At 71.6% G+C, this 25,717-nt stretch carries 22 protein-coding genes; 11 read left to right on the plus strand and 11 right to left on the minus strand.

The genetic code is table 11. The features are described from left to right. Positions 1-21: 21 nt before the first annotated feature. Positions 22-3,375: a S8 family serine peptidase gene (locus OHA72_RS09020; RefSeq protein WP_327007374.1), complete on the plus strand. Its 3,354-nt coding sequence runs from the start codon at positions 22-24 to the stop codon at positions 3,373-3,375. A gap of 182 nt (positions 3,376-3,557) precedes the next feature. Further along, positions 3,558-4,013 carry a MaoC family dehydratase gene (locus tag OHA72_RS09025; protein ID WP_327007375.1) on the plus strand — a complete coding sequence of 152 codons (456 nt, stop codon included), beginning with the start codon at positions 3,558-3,560 and terminating at the stop codon, positions 4,011-4,013. A 1-nt stretch (position 4,014) separates the two neighbouring features. On the opposite strand, the gene OHA72_RS09030 is transcribed toward OHA72_RS09025, so the two are convergent. From OHA72_RS09030 to fabG, 3 genes are read right to left on the minus strand one after another with little or no spacing between them, the layout of a single operon-like run. Further along, the gene (locus OHA72_RS09030) at positions 4,015-5,079 is read right to left on the minus strand and encodes an acyl-CoA dehydrogenase family protein (protein ID WP_327007376.1); all 1,065 of its coding nucleotides are present in this window, start codon (positions 5,077-5,079) and stop codon (positions 4,015-4,017) included. Next, positions 5,076-6,245, minus strand: coding sequence for an acyl-CoA dehydrogenase family protein (locus tag OHA72_RS09035; RefSeq protein WP_327007377.1), 1,170 nt, complete (start codon positions 6,243-6,245; stop codon positions 5,076-5,078). Before OHA72_RS09035 ends, OHA72_RS09030 begins: the two co-directional genes overlap by 4 nt. A gap of 11 nt (positions 6,246-6,256) precedes the next feature. Continuing rightward, on the minus strand, positions 6,257-7,018 hold the full coding sequence (gene fabG / locus OHA72_RS09040) for a 3-oxoacyl-ACP reductase FabG (RefSeq protein ID WP_327007378.1): 762 nt from the start codon (positions 7,016-7,018) through the stop codon (positions 6,257-6,259). 440 nt (positions 7,019-7,458) lie between these two features. Between fabG and OHA72_RS09045 the strand changes: the two genes are divergently transcribed. From OHA72_RS09045 to OHA72_RS09060, 4 genes are all read left to right on the plus strand, one after another. Further along, the gene (locus OHA72_RS09045; protein ID WP_327007379.1) at positions 7,459-8,439 is read left to right on the plus strand and encodes a TolB family protein; all 981 of its coding nucleotides are present in this window, start codon (positions 7,459-7,461) and stop codon (positions 8,437-8,439) included. Beyond that, positions 8,436-9,065 carry a hypothetical protein gene (locus OHA72_RS09050; protein ID WP_327007380.1) on the plus strand — a complete coding sequence of 210 codons (630 nt, stop codon included), beginning with the start codon at positions 8,436-8,438 and terminating at the stop codon, positions 9,063-9,065. Before OHA72_RS09045 ends, OHA72_RS09050 begins: the two co-directional genes overlap by 4 nt. 3 nt (positions 9,066-9,068) lie before the next feature. Further along, positions 9,069-9,878, plus strand: a complete 810-nt coding sequence (locus tag OHA72_RS09055; protein ID WP_327007381.1) for an endonuclease/exonuclease/phosphatase family protein — start codon at positions 9,069-9,071, stop codon at positions 9,876-9,878. 239 nt (positions 9,879-10,117) lie between these two features. Further along, the gene (locus tag OHA72_RS09060; RefSeq protein WP_327007382.1) at positions 10,118-11,809 is read left to right on the plus strand and encodes a substrate-binding domain-containing protein; all 1,692 of its coding nucleotides are present in this window, start codon (positions 10,118-10,120) and stop codon (positions 11,807-11,809) included. A gap of 1,188 nt (positions 11,810-12,997) precedes the next feature. Here the strand turns inward: OHA72_RS09060 and OHA72_RS09065 are convergent. Together OHA72_RS09065 and valS are read right to left on the minus strand one after the other, a co-directional pair. Beyond that, complete coding sequence (locus OHA72_RS09065; protein WP_327011515.1) at positions 12,998-13,804, minus strand: TrmH family RNA methyltransferase; 807 nt, start codon at positions 13,802-13,804, stop codon at positions 12,998-13,000. Further along, on the minus strand, positions 13,804-16,278 hold the full coding sequence (valS, locus tag OHA72_RS09070) for a valine--tRNA ligase (protein WP_327007383.1): 2,475 nt from the start codon (positions 16,276-16,278) through the stop codon (positions 13,804-13,806). Before valS ends, OHA72_RS09065 begins: the two co-directional genes overlap by 1 nt. Positions 16,279-16,296: 18 nt before the next feature. Between valS and OHA72_RS09075 the strand changes: the two genes are divergently transcribed. Next, positions 16,297-17,727: a fused MFS/spermidine synthase gene (locus OHA72_RS09075; RefSeq protein WP_327007384.1), complete on the plus strand. Its 1,431-nt coding sequence runs from the start codon at positions 16,297-16,299 to the stop codon at positions 17,725-17,727. Here OHA72_RS09075 and OHA72_RS09080 read toward each other — a convergent pair. The 4 genes from OHA72_RS09080 to OHA72_RS09095 all read right to left on the minus strand — a co-directional run bounded on the left by OHA72_RS09080 (position 17,714) and on the right by OHA72_RS09095 (position 20,876). Further along, complete coding sequence (locus OHA72_RS09080; protein WP_327007385.1) at positions 17,714-18,460, minus strand: NAD(P)H-binding protein; 747 nt, start codon at positions 18,458-18,460, stop codon at positions 17,714-17,716. The genes OHA72_RS09075 and OHA72_RS09080 overlap by 14 nt on opposite strands. Positions 18,461-18,482: 22 nt before the next feature. Continuing rightward, the gene (locus OHA72_RS09085) at positions 18,483-18,782 is read right to left on the minus strand and encodes a hypothetical protein (protein WP_327007386.1); all 300 of its coding nucleotides are present in this window, start codon (positions 18,780-18,782) and stop codon (positions 18,483-18,485) included. After that, positions 18,776-19,468 carry a cobalamin B12-binding domain-containing protein gene (locus OHA72_RS09090; RefSeq protein ID WP_327007387.1) on the minus strand — a complete coding sequence of 231 codons (693 nt, stop codon included), beginning with the start codon at positions 19,466-19,468 and terminating at the stop codon, positions 18,776-18,778. Before OHA72_RS09090 ends, OHA72_RS09085 begins: the two co-directional genes overlap by 7 nt. Positions 19,469-19,550: 82 nt before the next feature. After that, positions 19,551-20,876 (minus strand): PP2C family protein-serine/threonine phosphatase, encoded by a 1,326-nt coding sequence (locus OHA72_RS09095; protein WP_327007388.1) that lies wholly within the window; start codon positions 20,874-20,876, stop codon positions 19,551-19,553. Between the two features lie 191 nt (positions 20,877-21,067). Here OHA72_RS09095 and OHA72_RS09100 point away from each other — a divergent pair, with 191 nt between their 5' ends. Continuing rightward, positions 21,068-21,355: an STAS domain-containing protein gene (locus OHA72_RS09100; RefSeq protein ID WP_327007389.1), complete on the plus strand. Its 288-nt coding sequence runs from the start codon at positions 21,068-21,070 to the stop codon at positions 21,353-21,355. Between the two features lie 53 nt (positions 21,356-21,408). On the opposite strand, the gene OHA72_RS09105 is transcribed toward OHA72_RS09100, so the two are convergent. After that, on the minus strand, positions 21,409-21,804 hold the full coding sequence (locus OHA72_RS09105; protein WP_327007390.1) for an ATP-binding protein: 396 nt from the start codon (positions 21,802-21,804) through the stop codon (positions 21,409-21,411). 153 nt (positions 21,805-21,957) lie between these two features. On the opposite strand from OHA72_RS09105, the gene OHA72_RS09110 reads away from it, so the two are divergent. Continuing rightward, positions 21,958-22,320 (plus strand): TraR/DksA family transcriptional regulator, encoded by a 363-nt coding sequence (locus OHA72_RS09110; RefSeq protein WP_327007391.1) that lies wholly within the window; start codon positions 21,958-21,960, stop codon positions 22,318-22,320. Here the strand turns inward: OHA72_RS09110 and OHA72_RS09115 are convergent. Further along, on the minus strand, positions 22,304-22,531 hold the full coding sequence (locus tag OHA72_RS09115; RefSeq protein WP_327007392.1) for a hypothetical protein: 228 nt from the start codon (positions 22,529-22,531) through the stop codon (positions 22,304-22,306). The genes OHA72_RS09110 and OHA72_RS09115 overlap by 17 nt on opposite strands. A gap of 87 nt (positions 22,532-22,618) precedes the next feature. Here OHA72_RS09115 and OHA72_RS09120 point away from each other — a divergent pair, with 87 nt between their 5' ends. Next, a complete protein-coding gene (locus OHA72_RS09120; protein ID WP_327007393.1) occupies positions 22,619-25,279 on the plus strand; it encodes a hybrid sensor histidine kinase/response regulator in 2,661 nt (886 codons plus the stop codon). Then, a complete protein-coding gene (locus OHA72_RS09125) occupies positions 25,276-25,653 on the plus strand; it encodes a response regulator (protein WP_327007394.1) in 378 nt (125 codons plus the stop codon). Before OHA72_RS09120 ends, OHA72_RS09125 begins: the two co-directional genes overlap by 4 nt. Positions 25,654-25,717 lie beyond the last annotated feature (64 nt).

The raw sequence follows: 25,717 nt of genomic DNA on the forward strand, positions 1-25,717 counted from the left end.
AGCCCGTCCATGAGAGGGGGCATGATGAGCCGACGGACATGGGTGCGCGCCGCGATGGTGTCAGCACTCGTTCCGCCACTGCTCGTGATCGTCTCGGCAAGTCCGAGTCAGGCAGCACCGGTGCAGCGCGGCAGCCTGTCATCGGTGCCGGGTGCTTCGCTGGTCAAGCAGACCTCGACCGCCAAGTCACCCACGAGCCGCATGGCAAAGACCGACCCAGCCCTGCTCAACCGCACCGACAGCACCCAGCTGTCGATTGCCGTCAAGCTCGACTACGACTCCACCGCCACATATTCCGGCAGCATCGCCGGATATGAGGCGACGAGCCCGTCGGTCACCGGCAAGGAGCTTTCAGGAAGTAATGCGGAGCAGCGTTACGAAAGCCGCATCGCCGGAATTGAGGACAAGTTCCTCGCCGAGCTCAAGAAGCAGGTACCGGACGCCAAGGTCGGTCAGAAGCTCCGCACGGTCTACGGCGGTATCGCACTGACGGTGCCGGCCAACAAGATCGGCGCGATCCTCAAGATCAACAACGTCGTGGCGGTCCAGTCCGACGCGGCCCGCGCGCCGCAGACCGACTCCAGCACCAGCTTCATCGGTGCGGACCAGGTCTACCCGTCGCTCGGTGGCAAGCCGAACGCCGGCAAGGGCGTCATCTTCGGCGCGCTCGACAGTGGCGTGTGGCCGGAGCACCCGTCGTTCAAGGACAACGGCAACCTCGGCGCCCCGCCCGCGAAGGCGGACGGGACCCCGCGTGCCTGCGACTTCGGCGACAACCCGCTGACCCCGGCGGCCGACCCGTTCGTCTGCCAGAACAAGCTCATCGGTGGCAAGGGCTTCCTGGCCACCTACAACGCCAACCAGCCGGTGGAGATGTTCGGGTACACCGCCCGCGACTCCGACGGCCACGGCACCCACACCGCGTCGACCGCCGCCGGTAACCCGGTCGCCTCGGCGAACGTCCTCGGCGTCGAGCGGGGGCCGATCAACGGCGTCGCGCCCGGTGCCTGGATCTCGGTGTACAAGGTCTGTGGCGCGACCGGTTGCTACAGCACCGACTCGGCCGCCGCGGTCGCCCAGGCGATCAAGGACGGCGTCAAGGTCATCAACTTCTCGATCTCGGGTGGCGCGAGCCCGTACACCGACGTCGTGGAGCTGGCGTTCTTCGACGCCTACAAGGCCGGCGTGTTCGTGGCCGCCTCCGCCGGCAACGCCGGTCCGGGCGCGTCCACGGCCGACCACCTGTCGGGCTGGGTCACCACGGTCGCGGCGTCGACGCAGAAGCGCTCCTTCGAGTCGACCCTGACCGTCAGCTCCACCGACGGCACCCAGACCGTGCTGAAGGGCATCTCGATCACGCAGGGGATCAGCACCCCGACCAACGTCGTGCTGGCGTCGGCTCCGCCGTACAGCAACCCGACCTGTGAGGTTCCGGCCCCGCCCGGGATCTTCGCCGGCAAGATCGTGGCGTGCCAGCGCAGCCCCGGGCGCATCCTGAAGGGCTTCAACGTCAAGCAGGGTGGTGCCGCCGGCATGATCCTGTACAACAACCCGGCGGCTGACGCGCTGAGCGACAACCACTGGCTGCCTGCGGTGCACCTGGCCGACGGCACGGCGTTCCTGAACTACGTCTCTGCCCACCCGGGCATCAAGGCGAAGTTCACCCAGGGCGAGAAGGTCATCGGCACCGGTGACGTGATGACGAGCTTCTCGTCGCGCGGCCCCGGCGGCCAGTTCATCAAGCCCGACATCACCGCGCCCGGCGCGCAGATCCTGGCCGGCCAGACGCCGGTCCTGGACGACGCGGCGGGTGGCCCGCCCGGCCAGTACTTCATGGCCATCGCGGGCACCTCGATGTCGTCGCCGCACATCGCCGGCTCCGCCATCCTGGAGAAGGCGGCACACCCGGACTTCACCCCGGGTCAGATCAAGTCCTCGCTGATGACCACCGCGACCACCAACGTGAAGAAGGAGAACGGGACGACTCCGGCCGACCCGTTCGATCTCGGCGCCGGTCGCGTCCAGGTCAACCTCGCCGCGAACCCCGGTCTCACCTTCGACGAGACGGCCGACCGGTTGTTCGCGCTGGGCAACGACCCGGTCAACGCGGTGCAGATCAACCTGCCGTCGGTGAACGCCCCGGTCATGCCGGGCAAGCTCACCGCGGTGCGTACGGCGAAGAACGTCACCAACAAGACGCAGACCTACCGCGTCGAGACGACCTCGCCGGCCGGCTCCTCCATCACGGTCTCGCCGGCCATCTTCACCGTCGCACCGGGCAAGACCGCGACCATCAACATCACCATCAAGTCCAGCGCCCCCAAGGCGCAGTACTTCGGTGAGGTCCGGTTGAAGCCGCTCAGCTCCAGCGTGCCGGCGCTGCACCTGCCGGTCGCGTTCATCCCGCAGCAGGGCGACGTCACGGTGACCCAGGCGTGCAGCCCGGCGTCGCTGACGCTGCTGCAGAACAGCACCTGCACGGTCACGGCCACCAACGGCACCTTCAACGACACCACGGCGGACTTCACCACCACGACCACGCTCAACCTGCCGATCGTCGGCGCGAGCGGTGCCACGGTGACGAACCTGTTCAAGGCGGAGAAGAAGAACGCCCCGTTGGCCGGCGCGATTGCGGGCACGCCGTCGATCGCCCCGGGCACCATCGCCGGGTACATCCCGCTCGACCTGTTCGGGGGCACGCTCGTGGCCCCGGTCGGCGACGAGAACCTGACGACGTTCAACGTGCCACCGTTCAAGTACAACGGTGTCGAGTACACCTCGCTCACCATCGACTCCAACGGATACCTGTATCCGGGCAGTGACGACAGCAACGAGAACAACAACTGCTGTGACATCAGCCCGATCCCGAATCCCGCGAAGCCGAACAACGTCCTCGCCCCGTTCTGGACCGACCTCGACGGCACCGGCGCGACTGGCCTGCTGGTCAACGTGCTCACCGACGGCGTCTCCACCTGGATCGTGGTCGAGTGGCGGGTGAACGACTTCGGCACCACCAACGGCCGGACCTTCCAGGTGTGGCTGGGCTCGGGTGGCGCGCAGGACATCGCGTTCTCGTATGACTTCGCGACGATCGCGAGCCTGCCCTCGGGCCAGGACCTCGTCGTCGGCGCGGAGAACGAGGCCGGTACCGGCGGCCAGGGTCTTCCCCTGAACACGCTGCCGACCACGGACCTCTACGTCACCAGCAGCGACCCGGTGCCCGGTGCGTCGACGTCCTACACCGTCACGGTGAAGGGTCTGTTCCCAGGCTCGGGCAAGGTCACCACGTCAGTGGTCACCCCGGCCGTCCCGGGCACGACCATCGTCTCCACCGACATCGGTGTGACGCTGAAGTTCAACCGCATCGGCACGTAGTCACGCCGATCGAACCCGACGGCCGGTCCTCATCCAGAGGACCGGCCGTCGGTCATTTCCGCAGCGGCTTCGCCGTAAGTGCAGTGGGGGGTTCCCACCCCACACCCCCCCATGCGCCGCTCCGCGCCGCACTCGTGCCTAGCCGTTGACGGATGTTGCACCGTGTGTGCAGGATCAAGGGCATGCGGACGTTTGCGAGTGCGGGTGAGCTGCTGGCGGCAGTCGGTGAGGTCCTGGGCCACAGCGGCTGGCGGGAGGTCACCCAGGAGCAGATCAACCTGTTCGCCGAGGCCACCGGCGACCACCAGTGGATCCACGTCGACCCCGAGAAGGCCGCGGCCGGGCCGTTCGGCACCACCATCGCCCACGGCTTCCTGACGCTGTCGATGCTGCCGGTGCTGGCCTCCGAGGTGTACCGGGTGGACGGCGTCCGGATGGGCATCAACTACGGCCTGGACAAGGTCCGCTTCCCCGCCACGCTGCCGGTCGGCTCCAAGGTGCGCGCCACGGTGCAGCTGCTGGTCGCCGACGACCTCGGCGAGGGCTGGCTCCAGCTGAAGAACAAGGTGACCATCGAGCGCGAGGGCCAGGAGAAGCCGGTCTGCGTCGCCGAGTCGCTGACCCGGCTCCTCCTGTAGCTCAGCTCGGAATCGCCACCAGGTCGGCCAACGCCGCACGATGGGCCGAGGCCGACCCGAAGGTCACGGCGTTGGAGCGGGCGCGCTTCAGGTACAGATGCGCGGGGTGCTCCCAGGTGAAGCCGATCCCGCCGTGCAGCTGGACGCACTCCTCGGCGGCCTTGACCGCCACCGGGGAGCAGAACGCCTGTGCGAGGGCCGCCGCGACCGGCAGGTCCGCGTCCCCGGTCGCGAGGCAGTCCGCCGCGTAGCGGGCCACCGCGCGGGCCTGCGTGACGCTCACCCAGAGGTCCGCGAGCCGGTGCTTGATCGCCTGGTACGACCCGACCTGCCGGGCGAACTGCCGCCGCGTCTTGACGTAGTCGACGGTCGTCGTCAGGCACCACTCGGCGACGCCGAGCTGCTCGGAGGCCAGCAGTGCCGCCCCGGCCCGCAACGCCCGCTCCACCGGTGCGGTGGCGTCGGCGCTGACCAGCCGGCCGGTCACCCCGCGCAGCGTGACGTCGGTGAGCGGGCGGGTCAGGTCGAAGCTCACCACGGGCACCCGTTCGGCGTCGGCGGCCTCGACCGCGTAGAGACCGGCGGCGGTGGGCACCAGCAGTACCTCGGCGAACCCGGCATCCACGACGCTGGTCACGGTGCCGTCGAGCCGGTCACCGTCGGCGGTCACCGACACCACGGCGGCAGAGGCGGACAGCGGCACCGCCAGCGTCGCGACGCGGCTGCCCGCGGCGACCGCGTCGAGCAGCGGGTCGCCCGTGCCGAGCAGTGCGGCGACGGCGAGCACCGAGCTGCCGAGGAACGGTACCGGCGCGACACTGCGACCCAGCTCCTCCATCACCACGGCGGTCTCCCGCCACGACGCGCCCGCGCCGCCCTCGGCCTCGGGCACCGGCAGGCCGGCCACCCCCAGGTCCACCGCCAGGGCCCGCCACAGCTTCAGGTCGACGGGCTCCGGCGACTCGATGCGCGCCAGCACCGCCTCGAACCCGGCGCGGGCGGCCAGCAGGGAGCGCACGCTGGCGCGCAGCTCCTCCTCCACGTCGCTGTACAACAGGTCGGTCATTTGGGCAGGTCCTTCCACGCGACGTCCTTGTCGAGCCGGTGCTCCGGCGGCAGTCCCAGGACCCGTTCGGCGACGATGTTGCGCAGGATCTCCGAGGTGCCACCCTCGATCGAGTTGCCTTTCGCGCGCAGGTACCGGTAGCCCGCCGTCCGACCGGCGAAGTCGACGACCGTCGGTCGTCGCATGGTCCACTCGTCGTGCCGCAGCCCCTCCTCGCCGAGCAGGTCCAGCTCCAACGCGGAGATCTCCTGGTTGAGCCGGGCGAAGAGCAGCTTCGCCGCCGAGCCCTCCGGCCCCGGCTGCCCGACCGTCAGCTGCTGGCGCAGCCGCGTACCGGTGAGCCGGGCCGCCTCCGCGTCCACCCACAGCCGCAGCAGGGCGTCGTGCAGCGCCCGGGTGCGCAGCTCGGGCCGCTTGCGCCACAGGTCCGTCACGACGCCGATGATGCCGCCCTCGCGGGGCGACGCGCCGCCGCCGATCGCGACCCGTTCGTTCATCAGCGTGGTCTGCGCGACCGCCCAGCCCTCGCCGACCGCGCCGAGCCGGTCGGTGTCCGGGACGCGGACACCGGTCAGGAACACCTCGTTGAACTCGGCCTCACCGGTGGCCTGGCGCAGCGGGCGTACCTCGACACCGGGCGCGGTCATGTCGAGCACGAAGTACGTGATCCCCTGATGCTTCGGCACGGCCGGGTCGGTGCGGGCGATGAGGATCGCCCACCGCGCCTCGTGCGCCATCGACGTCCACACCTTCTGGCCGTCGACCACCCAGTCGTCACCGTCACGGACCGCGCGGGTGGCCAGGCCGGCCAGGTCGGAGCCGGCGCCGGGCTCGCTGAACAGCTGGCACCACACCTCCTCGCCGGTCCACAGCGGGCGCAGCCAGCGGCGGCGCTGCTCGTCCGTGCCGTGCCGCAGGATCGTGGGCGCCGCCATGCCGAGCCCGATGCCGATGCGGCGTGGGTTGTTGTCGGGGGCACCCGCCGCGGCGAACGCCTCCTCGACGACCGTCTGCTCCTCGCGCGGCAGCCCGAGCCCGCCGAGCCCCTCCGGGAACTGCACCCAGGCGAGCCCCGCGTCGAAGCGGGCCCGCAGGAAGTCCAGCGGCGCGAGCGCGTGCGGGTCGTGCGCGGCCAGGAAGTCCCTCGTGCGTTGTGCTGGGGTCATGATCGGCCCTTTCAGTTGAGAGGGCCGCCGGCCACGTAGATGACCTGCCCGGACACGAACCCCGCGCCCTCGCTCGCCAGGAACGAGATGGTGTGCGCGACGTCGGCGGGGACACCGACCCGGCGGACCGGGATCCGCTCGGCCGCCGCCGTCTGGAACGCCTCGAAGTCGACCTTCATCCGCGAGGCGGTCGCGGCGGTCATGTCGGTGGCGATGAAGCCGGGCGCCACCGCGTTGACGGTGACTCCGAACGGACCGAGCTCGATCGCGAGGGTCTTGGTGAAGCCCTGCAGTCCGGCCTTCGCCGCGGAGTAGTTGGCCTGGCCGCGGTTGCCGAGCGCGGAGGACGAGGAGAGATTGACGATCCGCCCGAATTTCGCCGTCGTCATGTGTACCTGTGCCGCCCGGCTCATCAGGAACGCGCCCCTCAGGTGCACGCCCATGACGGTGTCCCAGTCGTCGTCGCTCATCTTGAACAGAAGGTTGTCGCGCAGCACGCCGGCGTTGTTGACCAGCACCACCGGCGGGCCGAGCTCGTCGGCGACCCGGGTCACGGCGGCGGTCACCGCGGCGGAGTCGGCCACGTCCGCGCCGACGGCCAGGGCGGTGCCACCCGCCGCACGGATCTGTTCGACGGTGTCCTTGCAGGCGCCCTCGTCCAGGTCGAGCACCGCGACGGCGAGCCCGTCGGCCGCCAGTCGGAGTGCGGTCGCGGCCCCGATGCCGCGGGCCGCGCCGGTCACGATCGCCACGCGGGCCTGTGTGTCAGTCATGCCTCCGATCCTCGCCCCTGAGACACGGTCCTGAAAAGGCACTGAGAGTGCAAATTGTTCTGCTGTTTCTTCCGCGGCGGCCTTCGGCCGGAAGAGCAGTGGGGGATTCTCACCCCACACCCCCAATGCTTCGCTTCGCTCGCACGCCCTGCGCTTCGCGCGGCCGGAACACGCGCGTGCGCGCGGCGATTGAAGACCCCGGCGCGAGGTTCCGGGCAGTTCAGGTCTGTCGTCCTGTTCGCCTGCCATTCGCGCGAGACGCGGAGGCAGGGCCGTCCGGCGGGGGCGGCCCGTCCGAAGAGGTCCGTGTGGCGGAATGTGGGTTGTGTCCGATTGGTGGAATTTGCGTGAAGTTCTGGGTGGGGAACCGTTTAGGTGCGGCACGGTTGCGCCGATGGTCTCAGCGTCACACGGAAGAGACGGGAACACGGGGGGCACGGATGAACGGCAACGCGATCACGAAGGCCATCACGCTCGCAGGTTTCGCCGCTCTGGCGGGGCTCGGCACGATGATCGGTTCGACCGCCGCCCATGCCTCTGCCGCCGCGACCGACGGCAAGACCGTCGCGTACGTCCGGGCCGGCGTCATCTACAGCAGCAACGGCACCGACGAGGTCCGCCTCACCGAGGACGAGGTCAACGCCCGGCCGCGGTTCTCGCCCGACGGCAGCAAGCTCGCGTACCTGCACAACGACACCGTGTGGGTGATGAACGCCGACGGCGGTGACAAGCACCAGGTCAGCGACCGGACCGCCGGCGGGCCGTCGTGGTCGCCCGACGGCAGGTGGATCGCCTACGCGGCGCTGTCCTGCACCGGCGGCCCGGGTGTCTTCCGGGTGGGCACCGAGGGCGGCACCGCCTCCGAGCCGCTCTTCCCCGCCTCCTGCCGGGACCAGGCCGCACCCGAGGTCGGCTACGTCATGGAGCAGCCCGAGGAGGCGTACCCCGCCACCGGGCCGAACCTGGTGGACCGGCTGCGGACCGACGACGCGGTCGCCTGGTCGCCCGACGGCAGCAGGATCGCGTTCCGTGGCGGCGAGTGCGAGTCGATCGCCGACAACTGCCTGAGCATCGGCAACGTGGACTCCGGCACCGAGCGTGCCATCGACTACTACGGCGGTGGCGGCAGCGGCACCAGCGGCTTCGGCGTCGTGCCGGCGTGGCGCGCCGACGGGCAGAAGGTCACCTGGACCATGTACACCGAGGACGGCACCGCCGTGCGGGTCACCGAGGCCGACGTCGACGGTGCGAACCGCCGCCAGGTCGGCGCCGCCGGCGACCGCGAGATGGTCTACGCCGGCACTCGGACCGGCGTGCTGACCGCCGCGCACCAGGGCCACTCCTGGATCACCGCGGTCAACCTGGCCACCGGCGCCCGCACCCCGCTGCACCAGGGCTCGCAGCCGACCGTCAGCGCTTGATGACCAGTACCGCCGCCATCCTCCTCAGCGCGCTGACGCTGACTGTGAGCGCCTGCGACTCCGGTTCGACACCCGTCGAGCCGGAGTCTTCGCGTACCACCGCCGGAAGCGTGATGCTCACGGTCGAGGATCTGCCCGATGGCTATGTGACCAGCCCGCCGCAGGCGGCGCCCGAGGTCAGCGCGATCGGCTCGGTGAGCGTGCCCGGCTGCGACGTGCTGCTCAACCGGTTCCGTGACGGCGGCACGGGCGTCCGGTTCGAGGCCGGCGGGTCGGGCCCCTTCCTCGCCGAGGAGCTGGCCGAGGATGCCGGTGCGCCGGGTGTAGTGCGGGACCTCGGTGGCCGGTGTGCCGCGTTCACCGACACCGACGCGGGTGGCGAGACGACCAGTGTCACGGTGGCGGAGGGCGGCCTGCCGGGGCTCGGCGACGAGTCCGCGGCGTTGCGGATGACCGCGTCGGGCGGGGCCGGCGACGACGCGTACACGCTCAGCGGCTACCTGGTCGCGATCCGGGTCGGCGGCACCACCTGCACGATCGTGCACTTCGGCCAGCCCGGCGTCGACCCGGCCGAGACAGAGACGATCGCCAGGGCCGCGGTGCGCAAGCTGCAGCGGCGACAATGAGACATGCGGCTGGGCACGTTCAATCTCATGCACGGACGGTCCCTCGCCGACGGGCTGGTCGACGCGGACCGGGTGCACGCGGCGATCGCCGGCCTCGACGCCGACGTGCTCGGCATGCAGGAGGTCGACCGGGGGCAGCACCGCAGCGGCCACGCCGACCTCGCCAGGATCGCCGCCGACGCGCTGGGCGCGCCGGAGGTCCTGTTCGTGCCGGCGGTGGTCGGCACGCCGGGCGTGGGCTTCCGGGTGGCGACCGACGCGGACCAGGACGGTGCCGACCCGCACTACGGCGTCGCGCTGGTGAGCCGGTATCCGGTGCTCGAATGGCGGGTCACCAGGCTCCCCGCCGCCCCGCTGCGCTCGCCGACCTTCGTAGGTCTGGCTGCCGGTCCGCGGCTGATGCTGCTCGACGACGAGCCGCGGGTACTGATCGCCGCGGTGCTCGAAACACCGATCGGACGTGTGACGGTCGCCACCACGCACCTGTCATTCGTGCCGGGATGGAACGTGCGGCAGCTCCAGCTGGTCCGCTGGGCGCTGCGGGCGATGCCGGCACCGCGCGTGCTGCTCGCCGACCTCAACCTCCCCGGCGGGCTGCCCCGGCTCTTCTCCGGCTGGCACCGTCTCGCGGGCGTGCCGACCTACCCGTCCTCGGCGCCACGTGTGCAGTTCGACCACGTGCTCGCCGATCGGCAGGGGATCGAGCGCCTCCCGCGGGTCCTTCAGGTGGCGAGTCCAGCGGTGCCCTTTTCCGACCACCGACCACTCGTTGTGACCCTGCGTAATCGACCGGGCACGCTTGAGATCGATTAGGGCAGATTTAAGCGCGAGTGGAATGCCTGCTTACGGCGGTTTGTCCGGGCGTGATTGCGAGCCGTGTTCGTTTAACTACGATTCTTCGGCGCCTTGTAGATTGGGCGTTCGTTTGTTGGGATGCGTACCGTCAGTGATTTCCAACCGAAGGTACAAGGCCGCAGAGGCCGCCGGTCCGGAGGATAAGAGCCGTGAAAGGTCGCCACCGCTCAGCGGGGTCGTCAGGCGCAGCGCTGAAGATGGGCGCCGCCGCCGTCGCCGTGCTCGTTGTCCTCGCCGGCAGCTGGTATGCGTTCCGGAAGTTCTCCCAGGCATCGTGCGGCTCGTCGACGAAGCTCTCGATCAGTGCGCCCGCCGACATCGCGCCCGCGCTGAAGCTGCAGGTGGCCGACTGGTCCGCGCAGGCCAAGTCCGATGACGCCTGCGTCGACGTCGAGGTCATCGAGGCCGCACCCGCCGACGTGGCCGCCGCGATCGCCGCGACCTCGAAGAAGTCCCTGACCGGCGTCGGCCAGGCCAACGGCAAGACCCGCATCCCCGACGTGTGGGTGCCCGACTCGTCGCTGTGGCTGCAGCGCCTGCGCGCCGCCAACCCGACCAGCGTGCCGGCCAGCGCCAAGCCGATCGCCCGCAGCCCGATCGTCGTGGCCGTGCCGGAGCCGATCGCGACGACGTCCTTCGGCTGGCCGAACGCAAAGATCAAGTACACCGACCTGATCGCCAAGGTGTCCGGCGACCAGAAGGTCAAGCTCGGCATCGTCGAGCCCAGCCGCGACTCGACCGGCCTCGCCGGCCTGATGACCCTCGCCGCGGCGGCGACCGCCTCCGGCGGCGGCAACGCGACCCAGGCCACCCAGATCGCGACCGCCGCGCTGCGCGCCCTCGCGGCCGGCCGGTCCTCGCTGCGGGACGACCTGATGCAGAAGTTCCCGCGCGGCTCCGACCCGCAGGCGCTCAGCGCCGGCCTCACCGTGGCGCCGCTGTCGGAGCAGGCGGTCATCCAGTACAACGCCCAGCAGCCCCCGGTGCGCATCGCCGCCATCTACGCCGAGCCGGCGCCGGTCGCGCTCGACTACCCGTTCGTGGTGCTCAACAAGGACCGGTCCGCCGTCGCCGAGCAGCTGCTCAAGTCGCTGGGCGGCGAGGGCTTCCGGGACCGCCTCGGCGCGGTCGGCCTCCGCGGCTCCGACGGCGCCGCCGGCAAGGGCTTCCAGACGCCGACCAACGCGCCGCCGGCGCTCACGGCCAGCCAGGTCCCCGAGCCGGCCGCGATCGAGGGCCTGCTGACCAAGTGGCAGGCGATCACCCTGCCGGCCCGCATGCTCGCCGTCATCGACGTCTCCGGCTCCATGCTCACCAAGGTCCCCACCGCCGGAGGCGTGGACCGCATGACGGTGACCCTGGAGGCGGCCCGCCGCGGCATGCAGCTCTTCGACGACTCCTGGGCCCTCGGCGTGTGGACCTTCTCCACCCAGCTCGACGGCGCGAAGGACTACAAGCAGCTGGTGCCGATCGGCCCACTGGTCAGCCAGCGCAACCAGTGTCTCCAGGCACTGCAGGGGATCCGCCCGAAGCAGAACGGCGACACCGCCCTCTACGACACCATCCTCGCCGGCTACAAGGCCGTGCAGAGCGGCTGGGACCAGGGCCGGATCAACTCGCTCATCGTCATGACCGACGGCGAGAACGACGACCCCGCCGGCGGCCTCTCCCTCGACCAGTTGATCGCGGAGCTCAAGGCCACCGCCGACCCCGCCAAGCCGATCCAGGTGATCCTCATCGGCATCGGCGACAAGGTCGGCGAGGGCGCCATGCGCCAGATCACCGACGCGATCGGCGGCGGCACCTTCGTCGCCCCCGACCCCGCCAAGATCGGCGACATCTTCCTGCAGGCCATCTCCCTGCGCGGCCAGGCCGCCCAGCCCAAGTAGCCCACCCCCGACGCACCCCCGTGATCACGGAACTCCAGCGGCTCCCCCAGCCCCATCCAAGTTCCGTGATCACGGGCACGCGCTCATCGACCCGTCTCGCAGGCCACGCACCCCGGTGATCGAAGCCGCTTCACGGTCGCCCGCACGACCACCACACGACTTGGATCACGAGGGCGCCACGCGCAACACCCGACCGGCGCCCCGAACCGCGACCCGACTGCGTCCCGAACCGCGGTCCGACTGCGTCCCGTTGCGTCCCGACCGCGCCCGCCAGTCGATGTGGTCATCCGGGCGACCAGCACGCGACTTCGATCACGAGCGGGTTGATCGAAGTCGTCCGACGGTCGCCCGCGCGACCACCACGCGACTTGGATCACGAGGGGTGCCATGCGCAACACCCGACCGGCGCCCCGAACCGTGGCCTGACTGCGTCCCGATTGCGTCCGCCGGTCGTGGTGGTCATCCGGGCGGCCAGCGCACGACTTCGATCACGGGCGGGTTGATCGAAGTCGTCCCGCGGTCGCCTGCGCGACCACCACGCGACTTGGATCACGAGGACGCCACGCGCAACACCCGACCGGCGCCCTGGACCGCGGCCCGACTGCGTCCCGCTGTAGCCCGACCGCGCCCCGAACTGCGGCCCGACCGCGCCCCGTTGCGGCTGTCCGCGACTGCGTCAGCCGGTCGTGGTGGTCATCCGGGCGGCCAGCGCACGACTTCGATCATGAGCGGGTTGATCGAAGTCGTCCCGCGGTCGCTTGCACGACCACCACGCGACTTGGATCACGAGGGCGTCACGCGCAACGCCCGACCGGCGCCCCGGACCGCGGCCCGACTGCGTCCCGCTGTAGCCCGACCGCGCCCCGAACTGCGGCCCGACCGCGCCCCGAACTGCGGCCCGACCGCGCCCCGTTGCGGCTGTCCGCGACTGCGTCAGCCGGTCGTGGTGGTCATCCGGGCGGCCAGCGCACGACTTCGATCACGGGCGGGTTGATCGAAGTCGCCCGGCGGCCGCCTGCACGACCACCACGCGACTTGGATCACGAGGATGTCGGGCGAGATCAGGTTCGAAGCCGGGGGCGAGTCGGGGAGGGGCCGGATGGGGTCTCGACTCGAGATTGGACGTCAGACCTGTCGTGAGGAGCGAAGCGAAGCACTGGGGGTGTGGGGCGAGAATCCCCCACTGCTCTACCAGCCGGACTTGCGGGCCCTCGCCTCGTAGAGCAGGACCGAGGCAGAGACCGAGACGTTGAGCGAGTCGCCCGAGCCGAGCATGGGCACCGCGACGCGCTGGTAGCCGTGGCCGTACCACTCCTTGCCGATGCCGTAGCGCTCGCTGCCGACGACCAGGGCGGTGCGGCCTGAGTAGTCGGCCTGGCGGTAGTTGACCGCCTCGTCGGTGTCGGCGAGCAGGACCGTGAAGCGGTGCCGGTCGAGCCAGGCGACGGCGTCGGCGGTCTCCTCGAACTCCACCGTCGGCACGGTCAGGATCGTGCCCTGGCTGGCGCGGATCACCTTCGGATGGGTCAGCCGGGTCTTGCGGTTGGTGAGCACCAGGCAGTCGGCGTCGCATGCGTCCAGGGACCGGATCAGCGTGCCGAGGTTGCCGGGGATCTCGACGCCGTCGGCGACCAGTACCAGCGACGTCTTGCCGAATCGGAGATCCGAAGGCTCCCACCGGGGCAGGGCGGCCAGGGACAGCAGGCCGTCGGGCTTGTCGCGCTCAGACATCTTTTCCATCGTGCGCAGCGACACCCGGAAAGACCGTTCGGCCCGCTCGGCGATCTCCGCAGCCCGGCGGTGCGCCTCGTCGGCGTAGATGGCCTCCGGGCACCAGAAGAACGTGTCGATGGGCGCGTTGGCCTCCAAGAGCATGTTGTGCGCCCAGAGGCCCTCGGCGACGAAGAGCTTGTAGCGGTTGGGTGCGGTGTTGTTCTGGATGTGCTGCACCTGCCGCACGGCGGGGTGCTGGACCCCGATGGCCTGGAGTTCCATCACAACGTGACGGTAACCGACAGCTCAGGTGCGTCCGTGACGGCCCACTCGCGCACGTTGCCGGCGGCGGTGAGGTCGGCCCGCACCTGCTCGAGCACCGCTGCGGGGGCGGTCACCTCCAGCAGTGCCACCTCGGCGCGCATGGACTGCTGGGCGGCGGACTTCGCCTTGCGCACCGCCGCCAGCACCGCGGTCGCAACCGACAAAGGCGAAATGTCCGAAGAGTCGGTCAAGGTGGGCCAGGGAGCGCGGTGCACCGAGCCCGGCTGCCACCAGGACCAGACCTCCTCGGTCACGTACGGCAGGAACGGCGCGAACAGCCGCAGCAGCGTCGACAGCGCGGTCGTCAGCGCGGCCCGGGCCGAGTCGCTGCCGGGGACCTCGCCGTAGGCACGGGCCTTCACCAGCTCCAGGTAGTCGTCGCAGAACGACCAGAAGAACTGCTCGGTGCGCTCCAGAGCACGCGCGTAGTCGTACACCTCGAAGGCCGCCGTCGCCTCGGCCACCACCGTGGACAGCGCGGCCAGCAATGCCTTGTCCACGGGCTCGGTGACCACGAACGACGCGCCGGAGGGGAAGCCGAGCACGAACCGGCTCGCGTTGAGCAGCTTCGTCGCCAGCCGCCGGCCGACCTTCATCTGGTTGAGGTCCAGCGCGGTGTCCACGCCCGGCCGGGCGCTGGTCGCCCAGTACCGCAGCGCGTCCGCGCCGAACCGCTCCAGGAGTGCCTCCGGCGAGTCCGGCGCGTTGTCCTTGGACTTGCCGATCTTCTTGCGGTCCGGGTCGACGATCCAGCCGGCGATCGAGGCCCGCTTCCAGGGCAGGACGCCGTGCTCCACGTGCGCGCGCAGCACCGTCGAGAACAGCCAGGTCCGGATGATCTCGTGCGCCTGCGGGCGCAGGTCCATGGGGAACACCCGGCCGAAGAGGTCCGGGTCGTCGAGCCAGCCGCCGATGATCTGCGGCGTCAGCGACGACGTCGCCCAGGTGTCCATGACGTCAGGGTCGCCGACGAACCCGCCGGGCTGGCCACGCTGCGACTCCTCGAAGCCGGGCGGCGTGTCGCTGCTCGGGTCCATCGGCAGGGAGGCGGGCACGATCGGCTCGTCGTGGATCGGATGGGCGTCGGCGTCCAAGGGATACCACAGCGGGATCGGCACGCCGAAGAACCGTTGCCGGCTGATCACCCAGTCGCCGGTGAGGCCCTCCACCCAGTGCTCGTAGCGGGTGCGCATGTGCGCCGGCGTCCACTGCAGCTCCCGCCCGCGCTCCAGCAGGGCGGCCCGCAGCTGCGGCGACCGGCCGCCGTTGCGGATGTACCACTGCCGGGTCCCCACGATCTCGAGCGGCTTCTCGCCCTTCTCGTAGAACTTCACCGCGTGCGTGATCGGGCGCGGCTCGCCCTCCAGCTCCCCCGATGCCCGCAGCGCCGCCACCACCTTCTCCCGCGCCTGGTGCACGGTGAGCCCGGCGACCAGCGCGTAGCGGTCCTCGTCGACGTCGGCGGGCGGCTGCAGCCCGAACCGGCCGTTGCGCTGGATGACGGTGCGGGTCTGCAGGTCGAGCTCCCGCCACCAGGTCACGTCGGTCAGGTCGCCGAACGTGCACACCATCACCAGGCCGCTGCCCTTCGAGGGGTCGGCCAGGGGGTGTGCGAGCAGCGGCACCTCGACGTGGAACAGTGGCGTGCGCACCGTGCTGCCGAAATGGGGCTGGAACCGCTCGTCCGAAGGGTGCGCGACCAGCGCCACGCACGCCGGCAGCAGCTCCGGCCGGGTGGTCTCCACGGCGAAGTCGCCGAACCGGACACGGTGGTAGGCGCCGGGCCGCTCGCGGTCCTCCAGCTCGGCCTGGGCCACGGCGGTGCCGAACGTCACGTCCCACAGCGTCGGGCCGTCCACCGCGTACGCGTCGCCGCGCTCGAGACTGTTGAGGAACCCGCGCTGCGCGGCGGCCCGCGCCCGGTCGCCGATCGTGGTGTAGAGCAGTGACCAGTCCACGGACAGGCCGAGGTTGCGCCACAGCTGCTCATACGCCTGCTCGTCGACCTCGGTCTGCCGCTTGCACAGGTCGATGAAGTTGCGCCGGCTGATCTTCTGCGGCGGGCCACCGGGGGTCTTCGTGATCACCAGGTGCTCGTCGTAGGGCAGCGTCGGGTCGCACTGCACCCCGTAGGTCAGCTGCACCCGCCGCTCGGTCGGCAGGCCGTTGTCGTCCCAGCCCATCGGGTAGAACACGACCCGGCCGCGCATGCGCTGGTAGCGGGCGATCGCGTCGGTCTGCGTGTAGGAGAACACATGGCCGATGTGCAGTGCCCCGCTCACCGTCGGCGGCGGCGTGTCGATGGAGAACACGTCGTCCCGCGAAGCGGTCCGGTCGAATCTGTAGGTCCCTTCGGCGTCCCATACCTTTACCCAGCGCGCCTCGAGGCCATCGAGGGTCGGCTTGGCAGGTATACGCGTCGAATCGGACATGTGCCCCATGCTAGAGCGGTGACTGCCGCGACACCCCTCAATAACCGCATCGCCGCCGCTCTCGTCTTCCTGACCAGCGGTGCCGTGCTCGTCCTGGAGATCGTCGGGCTGCGGCTCGTCGGCCCGTACGTCGGCGTGACGCTGTCCAGCAGCACCGCGATCATCGGCGTCGCCCTCGCCGCGATCGCCTACGGTGCCTGGACCGGCGGCTGGCTCGCCGACCGCCGCATCGACCAGCGCCGGCTGCTGTCGCCGCTGCTGCTGCTCGCCGCCGCCGCGACCGCGGCCACCCTGCCGATCATCCGGGTTGCCGGCGAGTGGCTGCGTGGCACCGAGGCCACCAGCGTGCTGCTGCTGGCGACGATGACCCTCTTCGTGCCGGCCGCGCTGCTGTCCGCGGTCACCCCGCTGGTCGTCAAGCTCCAGCTCGCCGACCTGGCGCACACCGGCAGGGTCGTCGGCAAGCTGTCCAGCGTCGGCACCCTCGGCGCGATCACCGCCACGTTCGCCACCGGGTTCGTGCTGGTGGCGACCGTGCCGACCAGCGTGATCCTCTTCGGACTCGCCGGTGTCCTGGCGCTTGCAGGGTTCGGATTCGGCGGGTACTGGCGCCGCCGCGGCAACCTGTCGGCGGCCGCCGTGTTCGTCGTCGTCGGCGTGCCGATCGGGATCGTCGCGCCGAACCCGTGCGACGTGGAGACCGCCTACACCTGCGCCGCGATCGGCGTCGACGGCTCCGGCCGCACCCTGTTCCTCAACGGCGCCCAGCACTCCTACGTGGACCTGGACAACCCGGCGCACCTGGAGTACGCATACACCCAGTGGATCGGGTCCTATGTGGACAGCCTGCCGGCCGGACCCCTCACGGTGCTGCACCTCGGCGGCGGCGGGTTCACCCTCCCGCGGTACGTCGCCGCGACCCGCCCCGGCAGCGACAACCTGGTCCTGGAGCTCGACCCGGCGCTCGTCGACCTCGACCGGCGGCGCCTCGGACTGCGGACCGGCCCGCTGCTGCGGGTCGAGACCGGCGACGCCCGCGCGAACCTGCGCCGCCAGCCGTCCGCGTCCAGGGACGTGGTCATCGGCGACGCCTTCGGGCACCTGGCGGTCCCGTGGCACCTGACGACCCGCGAGCTCGTCACCGACGTGCGCCGCGTCCTGCGCCCCGGCGGCGTCTACGCACTCAACGTCATCGACGGCCCAGCCCGGCGGTTCATCCGCGCGGAGGTCGCCACCATCGCCGCGGTCTTCCCCTACGTGACCCTGGTGGCGCCGCTGCCCGCGCTGCGCGGCGAGACCGGCAGCAACTTCGTCGTGTTCGCCTCCACGGCGCCGCTGCGGCCCGCCGCGGACTCGCTGACGGGTGCCGACCTGCACGCCTTCGCCGGCGGCGCAACGGTGCTCACCGACGACTACGCGCCGGTCGACCAGCTGCTCACCTGGGACTGAGCGGCTTCGCGGGCCGCCCGGTCAGGCGCCGCACGTCGTCGCTCACCGCGGCCAGCTCGCCGGCGGCGATCGCCTCGTAGGAACTCACCCAACCGGCCACCTCGAACGCCGGCGCGCCGTAGTGGGCCCGGGACGCGTACGCCTCCTCGACGGTCTCCGGCTCGTAGCGGACCCCGAGCCGGGCCGCGACCTCGTGCAGGCTCAGCGCCTCGGGCCCGGTCAGGTCGTAGGTCCGGCCGTCGTGGCCGTCGCCGGTGAGCGCCACGACCGCGCACGCGGCGATGTCGTCGTAGCTGACCGCGGCCACCCGGCCGTCGCCCGCCGGGCCGCGGATCACCCCGTCGGGTCCGGCCAGCATCGGCAGCATCTCCTGGTACAGGTTGTCGCGCAGGAACGTCCAGCGCAGCCCGGTGGCCCGGATGTGCTGCTCGGTGTGCCAGTGGTCGCGGCCGAAGGTGAAGGTGCAGTCCGGTGCCGCGCCCGCGAACGACAGGTACACGATGCGCCGCACGCCCGCCGCGACCGCGGCGTCGACGGCGCTGCGGTGCTCGGCGAGCCGGTCCGCCGACTCCCGCCCCGAGACCAGGAACAGGGTCTCGACCCCGTCGAGCGCCTGGCGCATCCGTGGCGTGTCGCGGTATTCCGCGTCCTTGCGCGTCAACCGTCGCGCCTGCGGCAACGCCGCCGCCACCCTGCCGCCGACCTGGCCTGACGATCCTGTCACCGCGATCATGCCAACCAGTATGCGGCGGCCCTCAGATGGATTTCAGGTGGCGGGCCGCCTCGGGGAGAGGCTCGCCGACCGTCTGGTGCACCGACCGCCACAGGCTGTCCACCGCGCCGGCCGGCTCACCCCGGGCGGCGAACAGCGCCGTCAGCCAGTCGCTGGCCTCGCGCAGCAGCCGGGGGTCGTCGGTGAGCAGCGCCGCGGACAGCGAGTGCAGGGCGTGGTCGACGGCGTCGTCGGCCAGGCCGGGCTCGTCGGACGGATCCCCGGGCGCGTCGAGCCAGCGGCGCCGGGCGGCGGCGCGGAACTCGGCGAAGCGGATCACCATCTCCGCGTGCTCGTCCGCGCCGGCGTGCCGGGCGCGGTCCGTGGCCCAGGCCGGGTCACCCCCGCGAGCGTCGCGAGCACGCCCGCCGCGGCGCGGGCGTCCTTCGCCCAGCCGGACGCGCCCAGCGCCCTGGCCCGGGTGTCGTCGGTGCCGAACGCGCCGCCGCCGACCAGGACCGGCAGGCCCGCCTCCCGGGCGGCGTCGATGAGGCGCCGGGCGGCCGGCAGCGACGCCGCGACGGAGCAGCTGATCGCGACCGCGTCGGCGTCGACGTCGTCGAGGAACCGGGCGAACTGCTGCGGCGACGTCGACGCGCCCAGGAACGTGGTGCGCCAGCCGGCGGCCTGCAGGGCGAAGCCGACCAGCCGGGCGGGCAGGCCGTGCCACTCCCGCTCCGCGCAGGCCAGGATCACGTGCCCGAGCGGCGCTGCGGGTGCGGGGATCCGGCCGCCGACGGCCATCGCGACGGACTCGCTGATCGCGGTCGCGGCGTGCTCGTGCGCGACGGTCCACGCGCCCTGCGCCCAGCGCACGCCGACCTGCTCCTGCGCCGGCGCGACGACGTCGAGCAGGACGTCGACGGGGTCGGTGCCACCGTCGAGGAGGGTCATGGCGTGCCGGAGCGCACCCGCGGCGTCGCGCTGCTCGAGCAATGCGAAGTACGGCCGGAAATCCAGCGCCGTCACGCTGTCACCTCCGCTGCGCTCCGGCGCCCGCGTGATGGACTGCGCTGCTGGTGACCGGTTCCTCCGCTGCGCTCCGGACCGGTCACGGGGCCTCCGCCCGCAGGGCCAGCACCGCCAGGTCGTCGCGTTGCGTGCCGCCGGAGTCTTCCAGGACCGCGATCTCGATCGCCTCGACGAGGGCGTCGACGCCGGCCTGCGCGTAGTCCGACAGCAGGCCGGTGAGGCGCCGGGTGCCCCGGCTGACGCTGTGGTGCCCCGCCTCGGTGACGCCGTCGGTGTAGAGCACGAGGGTGTCGCCGGGCGCCAGGAGGACCTGCGTCTGGGAATACTCGACGCCGGCGATCAGCCCCGCCGCGAGGCCGCGCACCGCGACGGGCTCGACCACGCCGCAGGTGCGCACGAGCAGCGGCGGCGGGTGGCCGGCGGACCCGACGGTGACGTGCAGGCCGCCGCCGTCGCGCCGGCGGACGCGGCCGTAGACGGCGGTGACGTAGCGGCCCGAGGTGGTGCCGTCGAGCATCGTGTTGAGGGCGCGCAGCACCGCGGCCGGCTCCCGGTCGACCGCGGAGGCGCCGCGCACGGTGTGCCGGGCCTGGCCGGTGACCACGGCCGCCTCGACGCCCTTGCCGGAGACGTCACCGAGGACGAACGACCAGTCCGCGGGGTCGCCCCAGGCGTCGTAGAAGTCGCCGCCGATCTCGCCGTCGCCGGAGGCGGGCCGGTAGCGGGCGGCCAGCGCGCTGCCCTCGAGTTTCGGCAGCTCCGGCGGGCGGAGGCTGGCCTGCAGCACGGTCGCGATGCTGGAGCGCTCCGCGTAGCGGCGGGCCGCGTCGACGGCGAGCGCGATGCGCACTGCCAGCTCCTCGGCGAGGGCGATGTCCTCGGCGACGAACCCGTAGCCGCTGCGCCGGGCCAGCGTCAGGGTGCCGAACGTGGTGCCGCGGGCGGTCAGCGGCAGGCCGAGCACGTCGGCGGGGCGCAGGGCGGCGACCTGCTCGCGCATCCCGTCGTCGGGCACCAGCGCGGCCAGGCCGTCGGGCTCCAGCGGGTCCTGGTCGAGCGAGACGTGCAGCAGCTCGGGCCGGCCGGTCATGAGGAGCCTCGCCTGGCCGCCGACGCCGTCGGTGCCGGGATGCCGGCGGGTGGTCGACGCCGGGCCCGAGCCGCCGGTGACGAGGCTGGTGTACGTCGCGCCGTCCCGCCCCACCTGCATGATCTGCGCCCAGTCGGCGAGGTGCGGCACGCACGCCGCCAGCGACCGGCGCACGGTGTGCGGCAGGTTGAGCGACCCGGACACCTGGCGGCCGGCGTCGGCGAGGAACTGCGCCCGCCGCTGCGCCACGGCGAGCATGGCGGCGTCGTCGAGCGTGACCAGGGCACGCCCCACGAAATCCAGATCACCGCTCATACGATCGAGTCTGCGTGGTGCCGCAGACCGGGTCAAACGGTGCGAGCGTTTGAAGTCCGCCCGATGGGTACCACACACTGTTGACCAGCGATCAGTAGCAGATCCGCAGCTCGGTTCGCGAAAGGACATGGCACAACGTGGTCAACGACGAGACGGTATGGGAACTGTCCGTGCACCGCGCAGACGGGCTGGTGACGCTCGAGGCGGTGGGTGACCTCGATCTGGACACCGCGCCGAAGCTGCTCACCGAGGTGGTCAGGCAGTTGGACGCGGGGATGACGGAGCTGGTCATCGACCTGACCGCACTGGAGTTCATCGACTCGAGCGGCCTGGGCACGCTGGTCGGCTGCTGGCGTCGCGCGCAGCAGGCGGGCGCGACCCTGATCGTCGCCAATCCCAGCGACGACGTGTCAATGACGCTGGCGATCACGGGCCTCGATCAGATCCTGCCGATCCGGGACGGGAAGCAGGCCGCCTGATCCGGGACGGGAAGCGGTTCGCCTGATCCGGCGGGAATCGGGGCCGCAGGGCCCTACTGCACCAACTCGGCCCAGACGACCTTGCCGGTCGGGAGCGGGCGGACGCCCCAGGAGCGGGCCAGCCTCGACACGATGAACATGCCCCGGCCCGACGTGCTGGTCTCGTTGTCGATCTCGGCGATCTGCGGCAGCGCCGGGCTGGCGTCGCCGACCTCGATGAGCACCGCACCGTCGCGGCGGAGCAGCCGCAGCGCCGCCGGTGGCATGCCGTGGCGCAGCGCGTTGGCGACCAGTTCGTGGCCGACCATCACCGCGGCCCTGGTGAGGTGGGTGAGGCCCCAGGCGGCCAGCGTGCGGGTGATGACCCCGCGGGCCTGCCGGGCCGCGCCGGCCGGCACCTCGACGGTGACCTCTGCGGTGTCGGGCTCGGTGGTGACCACGTTGCTCATGGTGCCCGCTCGCGCCGGAGTTGAACAGTGACGCCGTGCCCAGAGTCGGGGATGAGTCAGGTTTGCGCCACGTCCGTGGTGGGCACACCGGAACCCAGTCATAGGGGATACAGCGCCAGTACAGGGGGCCCAGGGATGCTCGTCCAGCCAGAAATGACGGTTGCCGGTGGTGCGCAGCGCTCCTCGGATCTTCGTTCCGCGCTAGGCGCGCGTCACCAGGAACTCGCCGCCGAGTATGCCGACGCGGTCGCCGAGATGACCATGGCCGGTGTGGTGGACGCCGGTGACGACGTCGCCGACCTGGGCACCAAGGCGTTCAGCCGGGACCAGGAGTTCGCCCTCGCGCTGTCGATCCGGGCCAGGATGGACCAGGTGGAGCGCGCGATGGAGCGCCTCGACGAGGGCACCTACGGCCGGTGCGAGCGCTGCGCCGAGGACATCCCGGTCGCGCGGCTGACCGCCTTCCCGTCGGTCACGCTGTGCGTGCGGTGCAAGAGCCTCAGCGAGCGCCGCTAGCGCTGAGCCGCTCGACGACGCCGAGCGCCCGGTGAGCGGCGCTCTGCAGGTGCGGCAGGTAGTCCGCGGCGGCGGGGTTGTCGCCGAGGTCTTCGGACAGAAACGCCACATAGTTCAGGATCGCGCCCAGAGCATTGGAAAGGTCATGGGCGCCGTCGGCGACCTCGGCCCTGAGCTGGGCGAGTTCGTCGGCTGGTTCCTGCTCGCCCATCCGTCCCCCTGGCTAGAGTGAGTCCCGTCGACTGTAACGGGGCGTAGTCAGATGGTAACTCTAGTCACAGCGCTGTTGGTACTAGCGGTGTTCTTGCGTGCGCTCGGAGGGTTTCTCGCCACCCGGGACCCGATGCAATGGAACATCACGCTCATCTTCCTGCCGCCGGTGGCGGTATGCGGCACCGCGCTGGTCCGGGAGGTCACCGGCGGGCCGCTGCCGCCGGCGGTGGGCGCGACCGCCACCGCACTGCTCATGCTGCAGCCGTACCTGACGCTGCGGCTCATCGCCCGGCTGCGGCAGGTGCCGACCTGGCTGGACCGCACCCTGCTGGTGTTCCTGCTGGCGAGCATCGTCGCCGTCGCGGCCGCGCCACGCCCGCTGAACGTCGGGTACCTGCTGCTGGCGTCCGGCACGTTCGCCGTGACCGAGGTGGCCGCGGGCACCTATCTGCTGCTCGGCGCGCAACGGCGCTCCGGTGCGGCAAGGGCCAGACTGCGCATCGCCGCGGCCGCCACCTATGCCTTCGTGCTGATGATGCTGCTGCTGTACACCGGCGCCGCGCTGTCGCCGAGCACCAGGAGCTGGGTCGCGCCCATCGGGCGGGTCGTCGCGCTGGTCTCCGCGGTCGGCTACCTCATTGCGTTCATGCCGCCCGCCTGGCTGCGCCGGATGATGTCGGCCACCGTCTGGTACGAGGCGACCGAGGACCTCCAGCGACTGCCGGCGGCCGTCAGCACGGGCCAGGTGTGGCGCCGGTTCGTGCAGGTGGTGCACGAGACGACCGGCACCGACGCGGTCGTGCTGGTCCGCACCACGCCCGACGGCCACGTCGAGCAGGTCGCCGCCGCATGCCGGTCCGGCGCGAGCCTGCCGCACGACCCGATGCCGGAGCTGACCGACAAGGACCTCGAGCTGCTGCTCGCCACCCGGCAGCCGGTCGCGGTCGGCACGAACCGCAGGCCCGTGCCCGCGCTCGCGGCGTACTACGCGCAGACCACCGGCGCCCGCCTCGTCACCGCGCTGGAGCTGCCACTGTCCTCGCACGAGTGCGGCGCCGTGCTGCTGCTGGACCGCTACCGGGCCCTGTTCACCGCCGACGACCTGCGCCTCACCGCCGTGCTCGGCGGCCAGGCGCAGGCGCTCGCGGAGCGCAGCACGACCCTCGCGGAGCAGCGCCACCTGACCGAGCAGCTGGCCGCGTCCGTCGAGGCGCTCACCCACGCCAGCCAGGCCAAGAGCGACTTCCTCGCGGGGATGAGCCACGAGCTGCGGACCCCGCTGAACGCGATCATCGGCTTCAGCGACCTGATGCGGGCCGAGCATCCCGACGGCGATCGGCGCACCGTACCCGCCGACTGGGTCGACCACATCCACAACAGCGGCCGGCACCTGCTCGGGCTGATCAACGACATCCTCGACCTGGCCAAGGTCGAGGCGGGGCGGCTGGAGCTCAACCCGGAGCCGCTCGCCCTCGACGTCGCGGTCAACGACGTGATCACCGGCCTGCGGCCGCTCACCGACCGCAAGCGGCTGGAGGTGCTGCTCAGCGTGCCGCAGGTCGCCGTGCGCGCCGACCCGCTGCGCTTCCGGCAGATCCTGGACAACCTGCTGTCCAACGCGATCAAGTTCACCCCCGAGGGTGGCCGGATCGCGCTGACCGCCGCCCAGGAGTCCGGCGAGGTGGCGCTGACCGTCGCCGACAACGGGGTCGGCATCGCCGCGGAGAACCACGTCCGGGTGTTCGAGGAGTTCCAGCAGGTCGGCAGCGTCGCCCAGCGGCAGGCCGGCACCGGGCTGAGGCTCGCGCTGACCCGCCGGCTGGTCGAGGCGCACGGCGGCTCGATCGCGCTGCAGTCCGCGCTGGGGGAGGGCAGCCGGTTCACCGTCCGGCTGCCGGACGCGACCGCGGAGATGCCCGACACCGCGCCGGCCGCGCTGCCGGTCGCGGAGCCGGTCGGCACCGCCCGCGGCCGGGTGCTGATCGTCGACGACGACGCCCGTGCCGCCGAGCTGCTGATGACGTACCTCGCCGCGGCCGGCTACCAGGTGCGCGTCGCGCCCGGCGGTGAGGAGGGCCTGGCGGCCGCGCGGGCCTGGGCGCCCGACGCGATCCTGCTCGACGTCGTCATGCCCGGCCTGGACGGCTGGGACGTGATCCGGGAGCTCAAGCACGAGAAGTCGCTGCGCGGGATCCCGGTCTTCTTCGCCACGATCATCGACGACCGGAAGGTCGGCATGTCGCTCGGCGCCACCGACTTCTTCGTCAAGCCCGTCGACCACGACCTGCTGCTGGCGCAGCTCGCCCGGCACGTGGTGCCGTCGAGCGGGGGCGAGGCCGCCTCGGTGCTCGTCGTGGACCGCAACGACCAGACCCGGCACGTGGTCGAGCAGCACCTGCGTGACGGCGGCATCGACGTCGTCACCTGCGACGACGGGCCGGAGGGGCTGCGGCTGTCCCGCGACCGGCACTTCGACCTGATCATCTGCGACCTGCAGATGGCCGATGTCGACGGGTTCGCGCTGCTCGCCGGGCTGGAGGGTGACCCGGCGACGCGGGGGATCCCGGTCCTGGCGCTCACCGAGCCCGACCTGTCCGACGACGACCGGATCCGCCTGACCGGCAAGGTCATCGGCACCATGCCCCGCAGTGCGGCCGCCTCCGACGGCGTCCGCGAGTGGGTCGACCTGGCCGCGGTGGCCAGCACACTGTCCGACGCGCGGGGGAACGGGGCACAGAAGTCATGAGCAAAGTGCTGCTGGTGGAGGACGAGGAGCTCAACCGGGTCCTGGTCCGGGCGATCCTGGCCCGCGCCACCGACGACGTGATCCGCGAGATCGAGCTGGTCGAGGCGGGCAGCCTGCAACTGGCCCGCGACGCGCTGATGGAGAGCCCCGTCGACGTGATCCTGCTCGACGTCAACCTGCCCGACGGCAACGGGCTCAGCCTCGCCGCGGACCTCAGCACCCAGCCCGGCCGCCCGCAGGTCATCGCCCTGACCGCGAGCGTGCTGCCGCACGAGCGGGCCGCCGCCATGAGCGCCGGCTGTGACGCCTTCCTCGACAAGCCGTACGGGGCGCAGGACCTATTGAAGATCCTCGCTTCACATCTCCCTTCCTAGTCGCGTTTGAGCGTCACCTACCCGGGGGTAGGTGTGATGACGCTCACTCGTCGTCAAAGGGGAG

Origin of the sequence: Dactylosporangium sp. NBC_01737, from assembly GCF_035963215.1 — a bacterium.
Lineage (GTDB): Bacteria > Actinomycetota > Actinomycetes > Mycobacteriales > Micromonosporaceae > Dactylosporangium.